Genomic DNA, 16,982 nt, shown 5'->3' with positions numbered 1-16,982 from the left:
TATTTTAGTTTGTGTTTTGTTTTTTATCTACGTTGATTATCTTTTGTTTTATCAAAAACGAAGTCTATAACTTCTTTATGACGTCTTTTTGATCTTGTTGAACTACCTGCTGCAGGAGCACTATAAGGTCTTCTTGTAGCTGCCCTCCACATTCTTGCTTCATCCAATTGCATCATCATATGGCTGTAAGCTCCCATATTTCTTGGTTCCTCTTGAGCCCAAACTATATCATCAGCATTTTTGTACTTAGATAATATAGCTTTTATATCTTCAATTGGTAATGGAAATAACTGCTCTATTCTAACCAAAGCAACATCTTCTCTACCTAATTTTTCTTGTTCTTCTAATAAGTCGTAATAGAATTTACCTGTAACAAAAACTAGTGATTTAACTTTAGCTGCTTTTGCTTTTTCGTCGTCTATTAACATTTGAAAACCTCCATTAGCAAACTCATCTACAGTAGACACAGCACTTGGATGCCTAAGTAAACTCTTAGGAGTAAATACTATTAATGGTTTTCTATAATTAGCTTTCATCTGTCTACGTAACAAGTGAAACATATTTGCAGGTGTAGTACAGTCTGCAATAAACATATTATCTCTAGAACACAACTGAAGGTAACGCTCCATTCTAGCAGAAGAATGTTCTGCTCCTTGACCTTCATAGCCATGAGGTAAAAGCATTACTATTCCATTTGGTGTTTTCCATTTATCTTCTCCAGAAGAAATGTATTGATCAATCATAATTTGTGCTCCATTACTAAAGTCTCCAAATTGCGCTTCCCAAATACCTAATGTTTTTGGACTTGCCATAGCATAACCATAATCAAAACCTAAAACACCATATTCTGAAAGTAAAGAATTATAGATATAAAAATTACCTTGCTTATCACTTATATTATTAAGCAATAAAATTTCTTCTTCACTATCTTCTACTTTTACTACTGCATGACGATGCGAGAATGTTCCACGCTCAACATCTTGTCCAGAAATTCGAACATCAAAACCTTCCTCAAGTAACGAACCATAAGCTAAATGCTCAGCCATTGCCCAATCAAGTTTATCTTGTTCGTACATTGTTTTTCTAGATTGTACTAGACGTTCAATTTTACGTATAAACTTTTTGTCTTCTGGTAAATTAGAAATAACGTTAGCAATAGTCGCTAACTTCTCCTTAGGATATGTTGTATCTACTGAAGAAAGCATTTCATCCTTTTTCGCTCTTGGATAATCAACCCAAGCATCTTGCATAAAAGGTGTAATTACTGTTTTATCTTGCTTTCTAGATGTTTCAAGTTCTTCTTCTAGTGAAGCTTTGTAATCTGTTTCAAGCTTCTTAACATAGGCTTGATCAATAACACCTTGAGAAATTAACTTTTCAGCATAAATATCTCTAGGGTTTTTATGTTTAGCTATTGCTTTATATAACTTCGGTTGTGTAAAACGGGGCTCATCACCTTCATTATGACCATACTTTCTATAGCCAAGTAAATCTATAAATACATCACGCTTAAACTGCATTCTAAAATCCAATGCAAACAACATTGCATGAACCACTGCTTCAGCATCATCTGCATTAACGTGCATAACTGGAGATAGTGTCACCTTACCAACATCTGTACAATATGTACTTGAGCGTGCATCTAAATAGTTGGTTGTAAATCCAACTTGATTATTTACAACAATATGAACGGTTCCATTAGTTTTATAACCGTCTAACTTAGCCATTTGTACAACTTCGTAAACAAGACCTTGTCCAGCAATTGCTGCATCACCATGCACTACTATAGGCAGTACTTTACTAAAATCATCAGCATAGTACTTATCTTGTTTTGCACGAGTTATTCCTTCTACTACTGCACCTACAGTTTCTAAATGTGATGGATTTGGCGCAATACTCAAGTTAATTTGATTACCATTATCTGTAACACGATCACTCGTCCAGCCTAAATGATACTTTACATCACCATCAAATACTTTCTCTTCATAATCCTTTCCATCAAATTCACTAAAAATGTCTTTAGCCGACTTTCCAAATATGTTTGTTAAAGTACTTAAACGACCTCTATGTGCCATTCCCATAACAAACTCTTTCACACCATAAGCAGCAGCTCTTTCAATAACTGCATCTAAAGCAGGTATTAAAGATTCTCCCCCTTCTAACGAAAAGCGCTTTTGCCCTACATATTTAGTATGTAAAAAATTCTCAAAGGAAACAGCTTCATTTAACTTTCTAAGTATATGCTTTTTTTGCTCTACTGTAAAGTTTGTATGATTATCATTTATATTTAGCTTATCTTGAATCCACTGTCTTTCTTCTGGTTTACGAATATACATATACTCTATACCAATAGCATCACAGTAAATAGCTTCTAAATGCTTACGAATTTCACGAAGTGTTTGAGGTCCAATACCAAGAATTTCTCCAGCATTAAAAACCTCATCTAAATCTTTTTGATTTAAACCAAAGTTTTCAATCTCTAATGTTGGAGCATATTTTCTACGATCTCTAACAGGATTCGTTTTAGTAAATAAATGCCCTCTAGTTCTGTAGCCATCTATTAAATTAACAACTTGAAATTCTTTTTGAAGTTGTTCTGGTATTTGAGCAGAAACGCCTTCTACAATTTCACCTTCTAATCCATAGTTTTCACTACCAAAGTCATAACCTTGAAAAAAGGCTCTCCAACTTGGTTCTACAGAATCAGGGTTTTGTAAATATTGGTCGTATAAATCAGCAAAGTATGCTGTATGTGCTGCGTTTAAAAAGGAATATTTATCCATTATTTTAATTGAGACATTTTCTTATCGAGAAAATTTTTTCAAAAATACAATTTTTAGTAAAAACTGATACGTTTTTACTATTTTTATGACGATAAATGTATATTAATTTAGCTCATTATGAAAAATCTTCAAAAAAACAGCCTAAAATTAAATTTATTAGTAACAATTTTCTGTTTTTTTTCGATGTCTTCAACCTCATTTAGTCAAAACTCAACTTCAAATTCAAATTTTTGGGAACATGTAAGTTTTGGTGGTGGTTTAGGATTAAGTTTTGGCGATGGCTTTTTTAGTGGCACAATAGCTCCAAGTGCCATTTATCAATTTAATGATGACATTGCATTTGGTATTGGTTTAAATGGTACATATAATAAACAAGAAGATTTTTACAAATCTACAATTTTAGGAGGTAGCTTAATTGGCTTATACAACCCAATCAATGAACTACAATTATCAACAGAATTTGAACAACTAAACGTTGACAGAAAATGGGAACGCAATATTGGTACTAGAAACGAAAACTACTGGTATCCAGCCTTATTTTTGGGTGCTGGATATAGAAGTGGAAACGTAACTGTTGGGTTTAGGTATGATGTTTTATACGACCAACAAAAGAGTATTTACGCTGACCCTTGGATGCCTTTTATTAGAGTTTATTTTTAACTATAACGGTAAAAAAGCTCTTCCCTCTTTTACTTCATTAGCTATTTCTTGAATAGACTTACCACCTAAATTACCTATAAGTTCGGTACGTAAATGACTTGCCATATTATGCAAAGGGCAAGGTTTTTCAGAATTGCAACTCTCTAAGCTTAATAAACACGAGTTAAACTTATTCTCATCATCTATAGCAGCTATAATATTCATAATTGTTTGTTTTCTATCAAACTCATTTAAATAAAAGCCTCCTTTAGGTCCTCTAGCAGAAGATATCAATCCTTCTCTAGATAGCTTTTGTAATAACTTAGCTATATATGCTTGTGGAACATTTATAGGTTCTGCTATCTCTTTAACCATAACCCTCTTTTTTTCTGAAGAATTCACTGCTAAAAAAAGAACAGCTTTAATTGCGTATTTAGATGTTTTTGAAAACAATAGAATTGAATTTAAAATTTTTTCAAATATAAAAAAGACTCTTTTATCTTAAATATGATTTTTGTCATATTTTAACTCTTAACAAGATTATATTTTTGCTGTTAAATACTATAATTATGAAGTCAACACTAAAAATTTTAACTCTAATCTGTACCCTAATCTTAATTAGTTGTGGAGGTGGTGAAGAAGAAAAGAAGAAAGAATCAACTAAAGTGAAATTAAAAACTCAGAAAACTGAGAAAAAAGTTGAGAAGAAAAAAACAACTAAACCATCTCAAACTATTGATTTAACAACTAAAGGTGTAGGACCTATTAAGTCGATTACACTTGGAGCTGATATAGACCAAGCAATGGCTACAAAAGGTGAGCAAGTATTTAAAAAAATGTGTACTGCTTGTCACAAAGCTGGGAAAAAATTTATTGGACCTGCTCCAGATGGCATTTTGAAAAGAAGAACTCCAGAGTGGATTATGAACATGATTCTTAACCCAGAAGAAATGGTAAGTAAAGATGCTTTAGCAAAAAGTTTATTAATTGAATTTAACGGTTCACCTATGGCTAACCAAAACCTAACTGAGGAGGAAGCCAGAGCTGTATTAGAATATTTTAGAACATTAAACTAACCAATTATGAAATCTAACATTAAATTAATTATTAGTGCTCTTTTGGTTCTTTTCGTTTTTAATTGTAAAAATGAAGTGACAAAAGAGTCTAATAATACAGTAGAAAAAGAAACTTCAACAGAACGTACTGGACAAGCTTTTCTTTCTGACGATGAAGCCACTCCAAATTGTTTGCAAATAGCAATTGGATCGCCTGACCATAAAACATTAGTTGCTGCAGTTCAAGCTGCTCAAGTAGAAAACGCTTTAGTAAACGTAGGTCCTCTTACAGTTTTTGCTCCTACAGATGCTGCCTTTGCTGCATTACCTGAAGGTACTGTAGAAAACTTAGTAAAGCCAGAAAACAAAGAAGCATTAGCTAACATACTAAAGTATCATGTTACTCCTGGTAATTTAAGCACAACTATACTAACTAAACTTCCAAAATTAGGACAAGCTAATAACCAATATGTAAAAGTTGAAGTTGTTGATGGCAAACCTGTTATTGGAGGAGCAAATATAATTGCTAGTGTAAAAGCTGGAAATGGTATTGTACATGTTGTAGACAAAGTATTATTACCACCTACTAAAGAATAAAACTAAAACAACAATAATAACTTAAACAATGAAAAATACATTTAAATTATTTGCTTCATTATTTGTAATAGCAATGATTGTTACTAGCTGTAATAATCAATCGGCTAACACTAATGGTGCATTAACATCAAGTGCTGCAGAAAAAGTATATGTAGCTCCAGGTGAGCATGATGACTTTTACGCATTTGTATCAGGTGGATTTAGTGGACAGCTAGCTGTTTATGGTTTACCTTCAGGACGTTTATTTAAAGTAATTCCTGTATTCTCTCAAGATGCTGAAAAAGCATGGGGTTACAACGAAGAAACTAAACCTATGTTAAATACTTCTCATGGTTTTGTACCTTGGGATGACTCTCACCACCCTGACATTTCTCAAACAAATGGTGAAATAGATGGTCGTTGGGTATTTATTAATGGTAACAACACACCTCGTATTGCAAAAATTGATTTATCTGTTTTTGAAACAACAGAAATCATTGAAATTCCTAATAGTGCAGGTAACCACAGTTCGTCTTTCGTAACAGAAAACACTGAATATGTAGTTGCAGGAACACGTTTCTCTGTTCCAGTTCCACAAAGAGACATGCCTATTAAAGATTATAAAGGAAACTTTAAAGGTGCTTTAACTTTTATTGCAGTTGATCCAGAAGATGGACGTATGAATATTGACTTCCAAATTTTAATGCCTGGATTTGATTATGACTTATCACATCCTGGTAGAGATAAATCTCATGGTTGGTTCTTCTTCTCAACATATAATACAGAAGAAGCAAGCACACTTATGGAAGTAAACGCTTCTCAAAATGATAAAGATTTTATTGCTGCAGTAAACTGGAAAAAAATTAAAGAATATGTAGCTAATGGTGGCGGAACTAAAATGCCTGCAAATTATGCTCATAATGTTTACGATGAACACACACATTCTGCTACTTCTACAATGAAAAAAGAAGTAACTGTTGTAAATCCAACTGATGTTCCTGGTGCAATTTATTTCCTACCAACTCCAAAATCTCCTCATGGTTGTGATGTAGATCCAACTGGAGAATACATAGTAGGTAGTGGTAAATTATCAGCTAATTTAACAGTGCACTCTTTTACTAATATGTTAGATGCTATTGAGAATAAAAAATTCTCAGGTGATGCTTATGGCATTCCAATTCTTAATTTTGAAGATGTATTAGCTGGTACTGTAGAACAACCAGGTTTAGGGCCTTTACATACAGAATTTGATGATAAAGGTAATGCGTATACAACATTCTTTATCTCTTCTGAAGTAGTAAAATGGAAAGTTGGTACATGGGAAGTAATAGACAGAAAACCTACATATTACTCTGTTGGTCACTTAATGGTACCTGGTGGAAACTCTAGAAAACCATTTGGTAAATATGTTTTAGCAATGAACAAAATTACTAAAGACCGTTATTTACCTACAGGTCCAGAGTTAACACAATCTGCTCAATTATATGATATTTCTGGTGAGAAAATGGAATTATTACTTGACTTCCCTACTGTTGGTGAGCCTCACTATGCGGCTGGATGTCCTGCAGATTTAATTAAACCTCGTCAAACAAAACTATTTAAATTAGAAGATAACAAACACCCTTATGCAGCACTTTCTGAAGCTGACACTAAGGTTGTACGTGATGGAAAAAATGTTCATATATATATGACAACTATACGTAGTCACTTCTCTCCAGATAATATTGAAGGAGTAAAAGTTGGTGATAAAGTATATTTCCACGTTACAAATCTAGAGCAAGATTATGATGTTCCTCATGGTATTTCAATTATTGGAGCTAATACTTCAGAATTATTAATCATGCCAGGACAAACTGAAACTTTTGTCTGGGAACCAAAACAAGTTGGTGTTTGGCCATTCTATTGTACAGATTTCTGTTCTGCATTACACCAAGAAATGCAAGGATATGTTAGAGTATCTCCAGCAAATGCAGACATGGAGTTGAAATGGTCACTTGGTGAAGACATTGAATAATAAACAAAATAGGAGAATTTTGTTTTAGTGTTTATTTTCCTAAAAGGCGAGAGCAATTCATTTCGCTCTCGCCTTAATTTTTAAAACACTAAAAAATAACACTTAATAGTAACAGCAAAAACAAACAAAATGAAAAAGTCAAAAATTACAATGCTAATAGGCGTAATTTTACCTTTAGCTTTATTCGTTTTTCCTCTTTGGAATATAACACTAGAAGCACCTCAATACCCTACTCCTCTAGGAATGGACATTTATATAAATGATTTTGCTGATGCCAATCCACATGATATAAAAAACATTAATTTAATGAATCATTATGTGGGCATGAAATATATTCCTGAGTCTATTCCTGAATTTAAAATTTTCCCAGCAGTTATACTTACTATGGTTGTTTTAGGCTTAATTATTGGTTTTAAAGGCAACTACAAATGGTATCTTGGATGGTTTATATTTATGTGTCTCTTAGCAGCTGCAGGAATGTACGACTTCTATTTATGGGAACATGATTATGGACATGATTTAGACCCAAAAGCTATTATGAAATTTACAAATCCTGATGGTTCGATAATGGGATTCCAACCTCCTTTATTTGGATCTAAAGACATATTAAATTTTAGAGCACATTCTTATCCTCAGTTAGGCGCATTTTTCCTAGCTTTAGGAATGGGATTATCGTTTCTCGCTTATTTCTTTGGAAAGAAAGAGCGTAAAAACGCAATAGCTACATAGTATAACTATGTAAAAAACACTAAAAAAACACTAAAGATGAAAACACTAAAACTAATTACTGCACTTGTTGCAATAGGACTTCTATGGGGTTGTAGTATTGCACCTGAGCCTATAAATTATGGACAAGATGGATGTCATTTTTGTAAAATGACAATAGTAGATAAAATACATGCGGCCGAAATTGTAACTACCAAAGGAAAGGTTTATAAATTTGATGCTACAGAGTGTATGATTAACTTTATGGATGAGTTTGAAACTTCAAACATAGAATTATTCTTATCTAATAACTATTCTACTCCTGAAGAATTAATAGACTCAAAAGAAGCTACATTTTTAATTAGTGAAAATGTTCCGAGTCCTATGGGAGCTTTTTTATCTGCATTTAAAAACAAAGAGGATGCTATAAAGTTAAAAGAGGAAAAAGGTGGTGAAATATACACTTGGGATGAGTTGCTTAAAAAATTTAATGATTGATCAAATTTCTAGCTTATGCAAAAGTCAATCATCATATCATTTTTTATCACTCTTTTAGTCTCAGTAAATGTTTTTGCTAATAGTATTACAATTTGTGAATCTTGCCATATAACAACCATCAAACAAGGTATTGAACAAGCAAAAGATCATGATACTTTATTAATAAAAAAAGGAACTTACAAAGAATACAATCTAGAGATTAATAAACCGCTAACTATTATTGGCGAAGACTATCCAGTAATAGATGGCGAGGAAAAAGGTGAAATAATAACAATTACTGCCAATAATGTTACTGTTGACGGTTTGTTTATTATAAATGTTGGAACCAGTTATACTGAAGATTACGCAGCTATAAGAGTAAGAAAAAGCAAGGACTTTGTTATTCAAAATGTAGTTTTAGAAAAACTGTTTTTTGGTATTTATCTTGAGAAATCAAGAGATGGTAAAGTATTTCACAATAAAATAATTGGAGATGCGGTTGAGGAATATAATTCTGGAAATGGTATTCAGCTTTGGTATAGTCATAATATACAAGTAGAGCATAACTTTGTACAACGCGTTAGAGATGGCATTTATTTAGAGTTTTCTGATGACTGTATTATTAAAAATAATGTAAGCTCAAATAATATTAGATATGGGTTACATTTTATGTTTTCTAACGATGATTTATACCAAGACAATGTTTTCGAAAAAAATGGTGCAGGTGTTGCGGTAATGTTTTCGAAAAAAATAAAGATGTTCAATAACATTTTTAAGGAAAATTGGGGAAGTGCATCTTATGGAATGCTACTAAAAGAAATCAATGATTCTGAAATAAAAGGTAATACTTTTGAAGAAAACACAATAGGAATAAATATTGAAGGATCTAACAGGATTACTTACCAAAACAACGATTTCATTAATAATGGTTGGGCCATAAAAGTTCGTGGTGCTTGTTATACAAATTCATTTATTGGCAACAATTTTTTATATAACTCTTTCGATTTATCGTACAACAGTAAAATTAACGACAATATTTTTGACAAAAACTATTGGAGTAATTATACTGGATACGATTTAGATAAAGATGGTATTGGTGATGTGCCTTACAGACCTGTAAAGTTGTTTTCATATATCGTAAATAGAACTCCAGAAACTATAATACTATTACGTAGTTTATTTATAGATATTATTGACTTTTCCGAAAAAGTATCGCCAGTATTCACTCCCGATAATTTATTAGACAATAACCCTTCAATAAAAAAAATAGAATGGTAAGTATTCAAAATTTACATAAAAAATTCAACAAAAACATTGTTTTAAGTGGTGTTGATCTAAACATTAACGATGGTGGTATTTTTGCTGTCCTAGGACCAAATGGTTCGGGAAAAACAACATTAATAAAGTCAATTTTAGGCATGGTAATACCTAATAAAGGTACTATTGAAGTACTTGGAGAAAACATTAAGAATAACTCGACCTATAGACACAAAATAGATTACCTACCTCAAATAGCTAATTTTCCGACTAACTTAAAGGTGAAAGAGCTTATTAAAATGATAAAAGACTTAAGAGGTGACACAAAAGCAGATGAAGAATTAATAGCACTTTTTAAATTAGAACCATTTTTAAATAAAAAACTTGGAAACTTATCTGGTGGAACAAAGCAAAAGGTGAATATTGTTTTAACCTTTATGTTTGATAGTCCTTTAATTATTCTTGATGAGCCAACAACAGGATTAGATCCAATTTCTTTAATACGATTAAAAGACCTTATCCAAAAAGAAAAAGCTAATGGCAAAACCATATTAATTACTTCACATATTATGAGTTTTGTTGAAGAAATTTCAGATGAAATTGTATTCTTACTAGAAGGTAAAATATACTTTAAAGGAAGTATAAGTGAACTTAAAACAAAGACTAATCAACCCGATTTCGAACACGCAATCGCATCAATACTAACAGACAATCATGCTTAAAATATTAAAATACAGTTTTTTTGATTTAATGCGCAGTCGCTGGAGTTATGTGTATTTTGCATTTTATCTTTTACTTGGAATTGTTCTCCTTTTTTTAAACAACGATTTATCAAAAGCAGTCATTACTTTAATGAATGTAATTATTGTACTTGTTCCTTTAATAGGAACCATTTTTGGAGTAATGTATTATTATAATTCTAAAGAGTTTACCGAACTTTTATTAGCACAACCCCTAAAACGCTCGTCTATATTTTTAGGACAGTACTTAGGTGTAGCTTTATCACTTTCTATGAGTTTAATTTTAGGCTTAGGAATTCCATTTGTTTTTTATGGTCTTTTTAAATCTAATGTAATCTGGGATTTTTCATTATTATTAATTACAGGAACGTTTTTAACCTTGATTTTTACTGCCTTAGCATTTAATATTGCATTATCTAATGAAAATAAGATTAAAGGTTTTGGTTATGCCATATTACTTTGGCTATTCTTAGCTGTAATATATGATGGTATTTTCCTATTATCTCTAGTGATTTTTGAAGATTATCCATTAGATAAACTATCGCTTTTTGGAACAATGCTTAATCCTATAGATTTATCCAGAACTTTAATCTTACTTAAGCTAGATATATCAGCTTTATTGGGTTATACTGGAGCTATATTCAAAAGGTTTTTTGGAACCAATTTTGGTTTAATAATTTCTTTTATAATGCTTGCTGTTTGGATTATTTTACCTGTTTTAAGAATTACATTTAAATCTAAAAAGAAAGATTTTTAAACCATGAAAAAAGTACTTTTTATTATTTGCATTCTTATTATAAGCATAGGTTGTAAAAAAAGTAAGTATGAAATTGAAACCAACAATGTTCTTAAAGAATTAAAACTTGACAATAATAAACCTTGGCAAGTAAACGAAGCGACTCACATTGGAGTTACAAAAATGGATTCTTTAATTAAAGGTTTTAAAAATTCTAAAAGTAATGACTTTACAATCTTAGGAGAGTTTTTATCCAAACAAACTAGTTATATCATTAAAAATTGTGATATGAAAGGGGAGCCTCATGACCAACTACATGTAGTTTTAGTACCAATGCTTGATGAAATTTCATTATTAAGAGATAACATCGAAAACAAGAGTAAAAAGGATGCTTTATTAAGGTTAGAAATTTATATTAAAAAGTATTTTGAGTATTTTAAAAAATAAGTGATATACATCATATTTTCTTACTTCTATATGCACTAACTTTGCGTTATGATTAAGGTCTTAATTCATAAAATCACAGCATTATTCTTAGTATCTATGCTACTTACAAATAGCATAAATACAGTTGCTATTATTGGTGATTTTATAATTAATCAAGATTTTATTGCTAAAACTCTTTGTATTCAAAAAGAAGAACAAAAAGGATGTAATGGTAAATGTCAACTAAGAAAACAATTAGTTGAAAACAACTCTGAAACTAATAGCAATATTCCATTACCAGAAAACAAAAGAACCTCTTTAGATATTTATTGTTTATTCACTATTGATGCATTAAACATGCATTTAAGTGAATTCACTTTACCTAAAGTAAATCTATCACACGACTCAACAAGGATATACAAAACTGCCCTTGAAGTAGAAACACCACCACCTATTTTTAGTTAATTTTTTATTGGCGCCAATTTATTGGCAAAATCTATGCTCCTTGCTCATAATATTGGGTAAGCTAGCATAGCTACATACTTTATTAAAATTAAAACTTTAAAAATGAAACTAAAATATATATTACCAATTCTATTTATTGCCTTATTTACAACAGCTTGTTCATCAGATGATGACAATAACAACAATACACAAATAAACGAAGTAGAAGGCTTAACAAAAATTCAAGATATTGTAAACAGTAATCATACAATAGAACTGTTTAATAAAACAGGAATATTCTACACAGGATACAATCATGTTACTTTTAGAATAAAAAATACTGATGATGATACTTACTATCAAAATGCCAATATATCATGGATGCCAATGATGCAAATGCCAACAATGCAGCATTCTTGCCCAAGATCAACAATTGAAAAAGTAGCAGGCAAACAAACTATATATGAAGGTACAGTTGTTTATCAAATGACTGGAATGGATGGTTCTGGTTGGTCATTAACTTTTAATTACACTATTGATGGTGTAGACTATTCAGTAACAGATACGATTACTGTTTCACAAAACAGTAATCAAAACGTAACTAGTGTTATGGCTAGTGATGAAACACGCTATATAATAGCACTTATCGAGCCTGAAAACCCTATTATTGGAATTAACGATTTAACTGTTGGTTTATATAAAATGGAATCTATGATGTCCTTCCCTAAGATTGAAGATTACACCATTACCCTAGACCCAAGAATGCCTGGAATGGGCAATCACAGTTCACCAAATAATACAGACTTAAGCTATAATATTTCTGACAATTTATATCATGGCGATTTATCACTAACAATGACTGGTTATTGGGTTTTAAACTTAAAACTTTTAAATGATGCTAACACTATTATTAAAGGTGAAGATGTTACTGAAGAAAACCCAAAAAGTTCTCTATACTTAGAATTAGAGTTTTAAATTCTCAAAATTGGTTAGTTAAAATGAAGCTACTCTAATGTCGAGTAGCTTCATTTCACAAGAATCAACATAATTCCATTATTATGAAAAAACTAATTTTTATAAGCCTAAGTTTTCTTAGTCTTAACTTAACATATGCCCAAAAAAGCCCTAATAAAGTTGAAAAAGACACAACCAAATTAGATGAAGTAATTGTAGTTGCTCAGCGAAAACTAAGCAACTATAGGCAAGAAAAAACATTATCTAGTATTGACACTTATTTAGAAAAAGCAAATAAAATTACCATGATAAAACGTGGTAATTATGCTTGGGAGCCATCCTTAAACAATATGGTAAGTGATAGACTAAATGTAACTATAGATGGAATACAAATTTTTGGTGCATGTACCGATAAAATGGATCCAATAACATCATATGTAGATGTGTCAAATCTAGAGCAAGTAAATATTAATTCTGGACAAGAAGGTACAGAAAATGGTCATTGTGTTGGTGGCGGAATTGATTTACAAATTGCTCCATCAAAGTTTTATGATTCTGGATTAAAAACAAGTATTGATTTAGGTTACGAAACTAATGGTAACTTCAGAGTAGCTGGAATAGACATGGAATATTCAGGTAACAAATTTTATATAAATACTGATGTCATTTTCCGTAAATCCGACAATTATGATGCTGGAGGAAATAATGAGGTATTATATTCTCAATTTCAAAAATATAACATCTCTTTTCAAGGTGGCTATAAACTATCAAACAACCAAGTTTTAGAAGCTAATATTATTTATGACAAAGCAACAGATGTTGGTTATCCTGCCCTACCTATGGATGTTTCTTTAGCAGAAGCTTTAATTACCTCAATAACTCATAATTATAAAAACGATTCAACAAAAATTAAATCGTTAGAAACTAAATTATACTTCAACACTATTACACATATTATGGATGATAGTAAACGTCCAATAGTTCCTATTCGTATGGATATGCCTGGTTGGAGTGATACTTATGGTTTTTACAGTAAGGCAACTTTAAAAGAAAACAAACATAATATATCAGTAAACATTAATGGGTTTTATAATCGTTCATTAGCAGAAATGACCATGTATCCAAATGACCCAAATCAACCAGAAATGTTTATGTACACTTGGCCAGATATTAGAACACTATATTCTGGTATATATATTAACGATAGAATTGCACTAAATGATAAAGAGACAATTTCTGGGACTATTAGATTTGGTTTTCATAGAAACAAAATTGCCAAACAAGTTGGCTTAGAAAGTCTACAAATTTTCCATCCAAATATTAGTGACACACAAAATAGATCTCTTATAAGTCTATCTAGTAGTTATATCTTAAAGAAGGACAACTTTGATGCTACTTTTGGCTTAGGATATGGACAAAGAGCACCTTCAGTAAGCGAAGGTTATGGCTTCTTTTTATTTAACAGTTTTGATAACTACGATTATATCGGAGACCCTAACTTAAAAAATGAAAAGGTTATTGAATTGAATGCAAAAACCAACTTCAAATTCAAAAAACTGAATCTTGGCATAGAATCTTCTTTCTTTTATTTATCCGATTACATAATTGGAGAAATTGATGAATCTATAAGTCCAATGACCATAGGTGCTAATGGAGTGAGGTTATATAGTGCACTTAATCATGCTACAATTTTTGACGTTTACCTAAATGCAAGTTATAAGTTTTCTAAAAAGCTATCTATTAACAGCTCCATCGGTTATAATTATGGAAAAGGAAGTAATAAAGAAAATCTACCGCTTATAAAACCTTTTTCTTATTTAGCCGAATTAAGTTATGGGAATCAAAAATTTAATGCCGCTTTACAAATAGAAGGTAATGGAAATCAAAGTCAATACAGTAGCTTTTATGGTGAAGATGAAACCTCAGCATATACTATTATTAACCTAAACTTAGGTAATGCGTTTCATATTAATAGTAATAAATTGGTATTAAAATATGGAATAGAGAATATTCTAGACAAGAAATACTCTACTTATGCAGACTGGAATAACATTCCAAGACAAGGTAGAAATTTTTATATGAACGCTTCGTATGTAATTTTCTAACTATTATTTATACTGATGCTTATACCAAACTTTTTGCCATTCTCTAAGTAATATTAAAAAGGTAACTTGCTCGGATAGTTGTACTGTATCGCTCCCATCAAGTTGCCTTATTTTATGTTCAGGCACGTCAATTATATATAGTAAGTTTAAATACTCAGCAAATTTTTCTTGAATTAAAGTGTAAACTGTTTCATGAAGAATTAACTTTAGACTCGTTGGTAAAATCTCTTCGTCAAAATCCAAATCAATATTAGCCAATAAAAAATCTTTATTAAGCTGACGGATTAGTTTTTGATACAAATTTAAAGTGTTAGCTTCTGCAATTAATCCTTCAAAATCAACTGGTAGTTTCATTATACATTTCTGTTCATTAAACTTTCTCCAAAAGCCCTAAGTAGTTGTTTCTTATCTTCAGAAATAGTCATGTTACTTAATACTTCAAAAGCTTTATTGGTATATAACTCTATAGCTTCTTTAGTTGCATTAGCTGAGCCACTTTCTTCAAAAATTTGCTTAACTGTTGCTATCTTATCAGTATTATCTTTAGCAGATATACTAAACAAGTATTCAAGCTCAGTGCTATCATCTGTGTATTCCAATGCTTTTAAATACAAGTATGTTTTCTTATTTTCTATAATATCACCACCAACTTGTTTTCCAAATGTTTTTGGGTCACCAAAAGCATCTAAATAATCATCTTGAAGTTGAAAAGCTACTCCTAAGTTTTTACCAAATTCATATATATTATTTTGGTCTTCCTCGTTAGCATTAGCAACTATTGCTCCCATTTTCATAGCTGCACCAACTAATACTGCTGTTTTATATTCAATCATTTTTAAATACTCAGGAATCGTTACATCATCTCGAGTTTCAAAATCAATATCGTATTGTTGCCCTTCGCATACTTCTAAAGCTGTTTTACTAAAAAGCTTTGCTAAGTCTTGAAAAATAGCTGCTGGATAATTTTCAAATAATTGATATGCTAAAATAAGCATTGCATCACCAGATAAAATCCCTGTATTTAAATCCCACTTTTCATGAACAGTTTCCTTTCCTCTTCGTAAAGGAGCATCATCCATAATATCGTCATGTACTAATGAAAAGTTGTGAAATACTTCAATACTTAACGCTGCATCTAAAGCTTCTTTATAGTCACAATTAAAAATCTCAGCAGACATTAATGTTAGCACAGGCCTTAAACGCTTGCCTCCTAATTTTAGGATATAATTGGCTGGAGTATATAAATTTTCTGGCTCTCTATGCTTTGTAAATGCATCCAAATGCGATACAAAAGCGTCTTGATAGAATTCTATGTTTTGCATAGAGCAAAAATAAATTAATTCGTTGGTAAAAAAAGTAACAACATCCTCTTTAATGTTAAAAAAATGTAAATACTACGGAAACTTTCTTTGTATTTAAAGTTTCCATGTTATATTTGCACTCAAATTTTGATAGCCTATGAAGGAAAAAATTACAAATAAAGCTGGTGATATGTTTTTAAGCTATGGATTTAAAAGTGTTACTATGGATGACATTGCTAATGAAATGGGCATTTCTAAAAAAACTATTTACAAGTACTTTGATAATAAAGATCATTTAGTTGATGAAACTGTAAGTTTCATCCAAGTAACAATCGATAACATTATTGAAGGTATCATTTCTAAGGGTTATAACGCTATTGAAGAAAATTTTGCGATTAAAAGTATTTTTAAAGACATGTTTAAAAATGCTAAAACATCTCCAATGTTTCAGCTTAAAAAGTATTATCCCGAAACTTATACAAAACTAATGGATAAAGAAATTTGCACATTTAGCGACTGTGTAATGCAAAACTTAGAAAAAGGGATTGAAGAAAAACTTTATAGGCCAAATATTGACAAGGAGTCTGTAATGAAATTTTACTTTTTGCTAGTATTTGGTGCTTACGAAAGCGATATGTTCGATAATAAATTATCAGAAGTTGTTAAAACAGAATTAAAAATTTTAGAATACCATACAAGAGCAATTGCAACACTATATGGACATTCTATACTTGAAGAAGAATTAAAAAAATATCAATTAAATAACTAAA

Annotated in this window: 18 protein-coding genes; 14 read left to right on the top strand and 4 right to left on the bottom strand. The window is 30.9% G+C overall.

What is annotated here, in order from left to right; all coding sequences use genetic code 11:
• Positions 1 to 23 precede the first annotated feature (23 nt).
• Positions 24 to 2,783 (bottom strand): 2-oxoglutarate dehydrogenase E1 component, encoded by a 2,760-nt coding sequence (locus ACLII3_RS07755; protein WP_412987819.1) that lies wholly within the window; start codon positions 2,781 to 2,783, stop codon positions 24 to 26.
• Positions 2,784 to 2,966: 183 nt separating this feature from the next.
• Here ACLII3_RS07755 and ACLII3_RS07750 point away from each other — a divergent pair, with 183 nt between their 5' ends.
• Positions 2,967 to 3,443 (top strand): alpha-ketoglutarate decarboxylase, encoded by a 477-nt coding sequence (locus ACLII3_RS07750; protein WP_412987817.1) that lies wholly within the window; start codon positions 2,967 to 2,969, stop codon positions 3,441 to 3,443.
• Here the strand turns inward: ACLII3_RS07750 and ACLII3_RS07745 are convergent, their stop codons facing one another.
• Positions 3,444 to 3,875, bottom strand: coding sequence for an RrF2 family transcriptional regulator (locus ACLII3_RS07745; RefSeq protein WP_412987816.1), 432 nt, complete (start codon positions 3,873 to 3,875; stop codon positions 3,444 to 3,446).
• A gap of 116 nt (positions 3,876 to 3,991) precedes the next feature.
• Between ACLII3_RS07745 and ACLII3_RS07740 the strand changes: the two genes are divergently transcribed.
• From ACLII3_RS07740 to ACLII3_RS07685, 12 genes are all read left to right on the top strand, one after another.
• Positions 3,992 to 4,498 carry a c-type cytochrome gene (locus tag ACLII3_RS07740; RefSeq protein WP_412987815.1) on the top strand — a complete coding sequence of 169 codons (507 nt, stop codon included), beginning with the start codon at positions 3,992 to 3,994 and terminating at the stop codon, positions 4,496 to 4,498.
• A gap of 6 nt (positions 4,499 to 4,504) precedes the next feature.
• Positions 4,505 to 5,074 carry a fasciclin domain-containing protein gene (locus ACLII3_RS07735; RefSeq protein ID WP_412987813.1) on the top strand — a complete coding sequence of 190 codons (570 nt, stop codon included), beginning with the start codon at positions 4,505 to 4,507 and terminating at the stop codon, positions 5,072 to 5,074.
• A 73-nt stretch (positions 5,075 to 5,147) separates the two neighbouring features.
• Complete coding sequence (gene nosZ, locus ACLII3_RS07730) at positions 5,148 to 7,067, top strand: Sec-dependent nitrous-oxide reductase (RefSeq protein ID WP_412987903.1); 1,920 nt, start codon at positions 5,148 to 5,150, stop codon at positions 7,065 to 7,067.
• A 129-nt stretch (positions 7,068 to 7,196) separates the two neighbouring features.
• Positions 7,197 to 7,796: a hypothetical protein gene (locus tag ACLII3_RS07725; RefSeq protein WP_412987812.1), complete on the top strand. Its 600-nt coding sequence runs from the start codon at positions 7,197 to 7,199 to the stop codon at positions 7,794 to 7,796.
• A gap of 36 nt (positions 7,797 to 7,832) precedes the next feature.
• Positions 7,833 to 8,270, top strand: coding sequence for a nitrous oxide reductase accessory protein NosL (locus ACLII3_RS07720; RefSeq protein WP_412987811.1), 438 nt, complete (start codon positions 7,833 to 7,835; stop codon positions 8,268 to 8,270).
• 15 nt (positions 8,271 to 8,285) lie between these two features.
• Positions 8,286 to 9,527, top strand: coding sequence for a nitrous oxide reductase family maturation protein NosD (locus tag ACLII3_RS07715; protein WP_412987809.1), 1,242 nt, complete (start codon positions 8,286 to 8,288; stop codon positions 9,525 to 9,527).
• Positions 9,521 to 10,228 (top strand): ABC transporter ATP-binding protein, encoded by a 708-nt coding sequence (locus ACLII3_RS07710; RefSeq protein ID WP_412987807.1) that lies wholly within the window; start codon positions 9,521 to 9,523, stop codon positions 10,226 to 10,228. The genes ACLII3_RS07715 and ACLII3_RS07710 overlap by 7 nt, the downstream gene beginning before the upstream one ends.
• Positions 10,221 to 11,003, top strand: coding sequence for an ABC transporter permease (locus ACLII3_RS07705; protein ID WP_412987806.1), 783 nt, complete (start codon positions 10,221 to 10,223; stop codon positions 11,001 to 11,003). Before ACLII3_RS07710 ends, ACLII3_RS07705 begins: the two co-directional genes overlap by 8 nt.
• A gap of 3 nt (positions 11,004 to 11,006) precedes the next feature.
• Positions 11,007 to 11,429, top strand: a complete 423-nt coding sequence (locus ACLII3_RS07700; RefSeq protein WP_412987804.1) for a hypothetical protein — start codon at positions 11,007 to 11,009, stop codon at positions 11,427 to 11,429.
• Between the two features lie 48 nt (positions 11,430 to 11,477).
• Positions 11,478 to 11,873 carry a hypothetical protein gene (locus ACLII3_RS07695; RefSeq protein ID WP_412987802.1) on the top strand — a complete coding sequence of 132 codons (396 nt, stop codon included), beginning with the start codon at positions 11,478 to 11,480 and terminating at the stop codon, positions 11,871 to 11,873.
• 102 nt (positions 11,874 to 11,975) lie between these two features.
• Positions 11,976 to 12,827: a hypothetical protein gene (locus ACLII3_RS07690; RefSeq protein WP_412987801.1), complete on the top strand. Its 852-nt coding sequence runs from the start codon at positions 11,976 to 11,978 to the stop codon at positions 12,825 to 12,827.
• A gap of 83 nt (positions 12,828 to 12,910) precedes the next feature.
• Entirely contained in the window at positions 12,911 to 14,911 is a 2,001-nt protein-coding gene (locus ACLII3_RS07685; protein ID WP_412987800.1) for a TonB-dependent receptor, read from the top strand.
• 3 nt (positions 14,912 to 14,914) lie between these two features.
• Here ACLII3_RS07685 and ACLII3_RS07680 read toward each other — a convergent pair whose 3' ends face one another.
• The gene (locus ACLII3_RS07680; RefSeq protein ID WP_412987799.1) at positions 14,915 to 15,265 is read right to left on the bottom strand and encodes a hypothetical protein; all 351 of its coding nucleotides are present in this window, start codon (positions 15,263 to 15,265) and stop codon (positions 14,915 to 14,917) included.
• Positions 15,265 to 16,233, bottom strand: coding sequence for a polyprenyl synthetase family protein (locus ACLII3_RS07675; protein WP_412987797.1), 969 nt, complete (start codon positions 16,231 to 16,233; stop codon positions 15,265 to 15,267). The genes ACLII3_RS07680 and ACLII3_RS07675 overlap by 1 nt, the downstream gene beginning before the upstream one ends.
• A gap of 136 nt (positions 16,234 to 16,369) precedes the next feature.
• On the opposite strand from ACLII3_RS07675, the gene ACLII3_RS07670 reads away from it, so the two are divergent.
• The gene (locus ACLII3_RS07670; RefSeq protein ID WP_412987795.1) at positions 16,370 to 16,981 is read left to right on the top strand and encodes a TetR/AcrR family transcriptional regulator; all 612 of its coding nucleotides are present in this window, start codon (positions 16,370 to 16,372) and stop codon (positions 16,979 to 16,981) included.
• Position 16,982 lies beyond the last annotated feature (1 nt).

Origin of the sequence: Pontimicrobium sp. IMCC45349 (genome assembly GCF_047219225.1) — a bacterium.
Lineage (GTDB): Bacteria > Bacteroidota > Bacteroidia > Flavobacteriales > Flavobacteriaceae > IMCC45349.
This window is presented reverse-complemented; position numbering and strand designations above follow the sequence as displayed.

Bases quoted from the DNA above. Each gene is read 5' to 3' on its own strand.
- ACLII3_RS07675 (WP_412987797.1), bottom strand. From the start codon at position 16,233: ATGCAAAACATAGAATTCTATCAAGACGCTTTTGTATCGCATTTGGAT.
- ACLII3_RS07690 (WP_412987801.1), top strand. From the start codon at position 11,976: ATGAAACTAAAATATATATTACCAATTCTATTTATTGCCTTATTTACA.
- ACLII3_RS07740 (WP_412987815.1), top strand. From the start codon at position 3,992: ATGAAGTCAACACTAAAAATTTTAACTCTAATCTGTACCCTAATCTTA.
- ACLII3_RS07725 (WP_412987812.1), top strand. From the start codon at position 7,197: ATGAAAAAGTCAAAAATTACAATGCTAATAGGCGTAATTTTACCTTTA.
- ACLII3_RS07750 (WP_412987817.1), top strand. From the start codon at position 2,967: ATGTCTTCAACCTCATTTAGTCAAAACTCAACTTCAAATTCAAATTTT.
- ACLII3_RS07735 (WP_412987813.1), top strand. From the start codon at position 4,505: ATGAAATCTAACATTAAATTAATTATTAGTGCTCTTTTGGTTCTTTTC.
- ACLII3_RS07700 (WP_412987804.1), top strand. From the start codon at position 11,007: ATGAAAAAAGTACTTTTTATTATTTGCATTCTTATTATAAGCATAGGT.
- ACLII3_RS07695 (WP_412987802.1), top strand. From the start codon at position 11,478: ATGATTAAGGTCTTAATTCATAAAATCACAGCATTATTCTTAGTATCT.
- ACLII3_RS07680 (WP_412987799.1), bottom strand. From the start codon at position 15,265: ATGAAACTACCAGTTGATTTTGAAGGATTAATTGCAGAAGCTAACACT.
- ACLII3_RS07685 (WP_412987800.1), top strand. From the start codon at position 12,911: ATGAAAAAACTAATTTTTATAAGCCTAAGTTTTCTTAGTCTTAACTTA.
- ACLII3_RS07720 (WP_412987811.1), top strand. From the start codon at position 7,833: ATGAAAACACTAAAACTAATTACTGCACTTGTTGCAATAGGACTTCTA.
- ACLII3_RS07710 (WP_412987807.1), top strand. From the start codon at position 9,521: ATGGTAAGTATTCAAAATTTACATAAAAAATTCAACAAAAACATTGTT.
- ACLII3_RS07755 (WP_412987819.1), bottom strand. From the start codon at position 2,783: ATGGATAAATATTCCTTTTTAAACGCAGCACATACAGCATACTTTGCT.
- nosZ (WP_412987903.1), top strand. From the start codon at position 5,148: ATGATTGTTACTAGCTGTAATAATCAATCGGCTAACACTAATGGTGCA.
- ACLII3_RS07670 (WP_412987795.1), top strand. From the start codon at position 16,370: ATGAAGGAAAAAATTACAAATAAAGCTGGTGATATGTTTTTAAGCTAT.
- ACLII3_RS07715 (WP_412987809.1), top strand. From the start codon at position 8,286: ATGCAAAAGTCAATCATCATATCATTTTTTATCACTCTTTTAGTCTCA.
- ACLII3_RS07705 (WP_412987806.1), top strand. From the start codon at position 10,221: ATGCTTAAAATATTAAAATACAGTTTTTTTGATTTAATGCGCAGTCGC.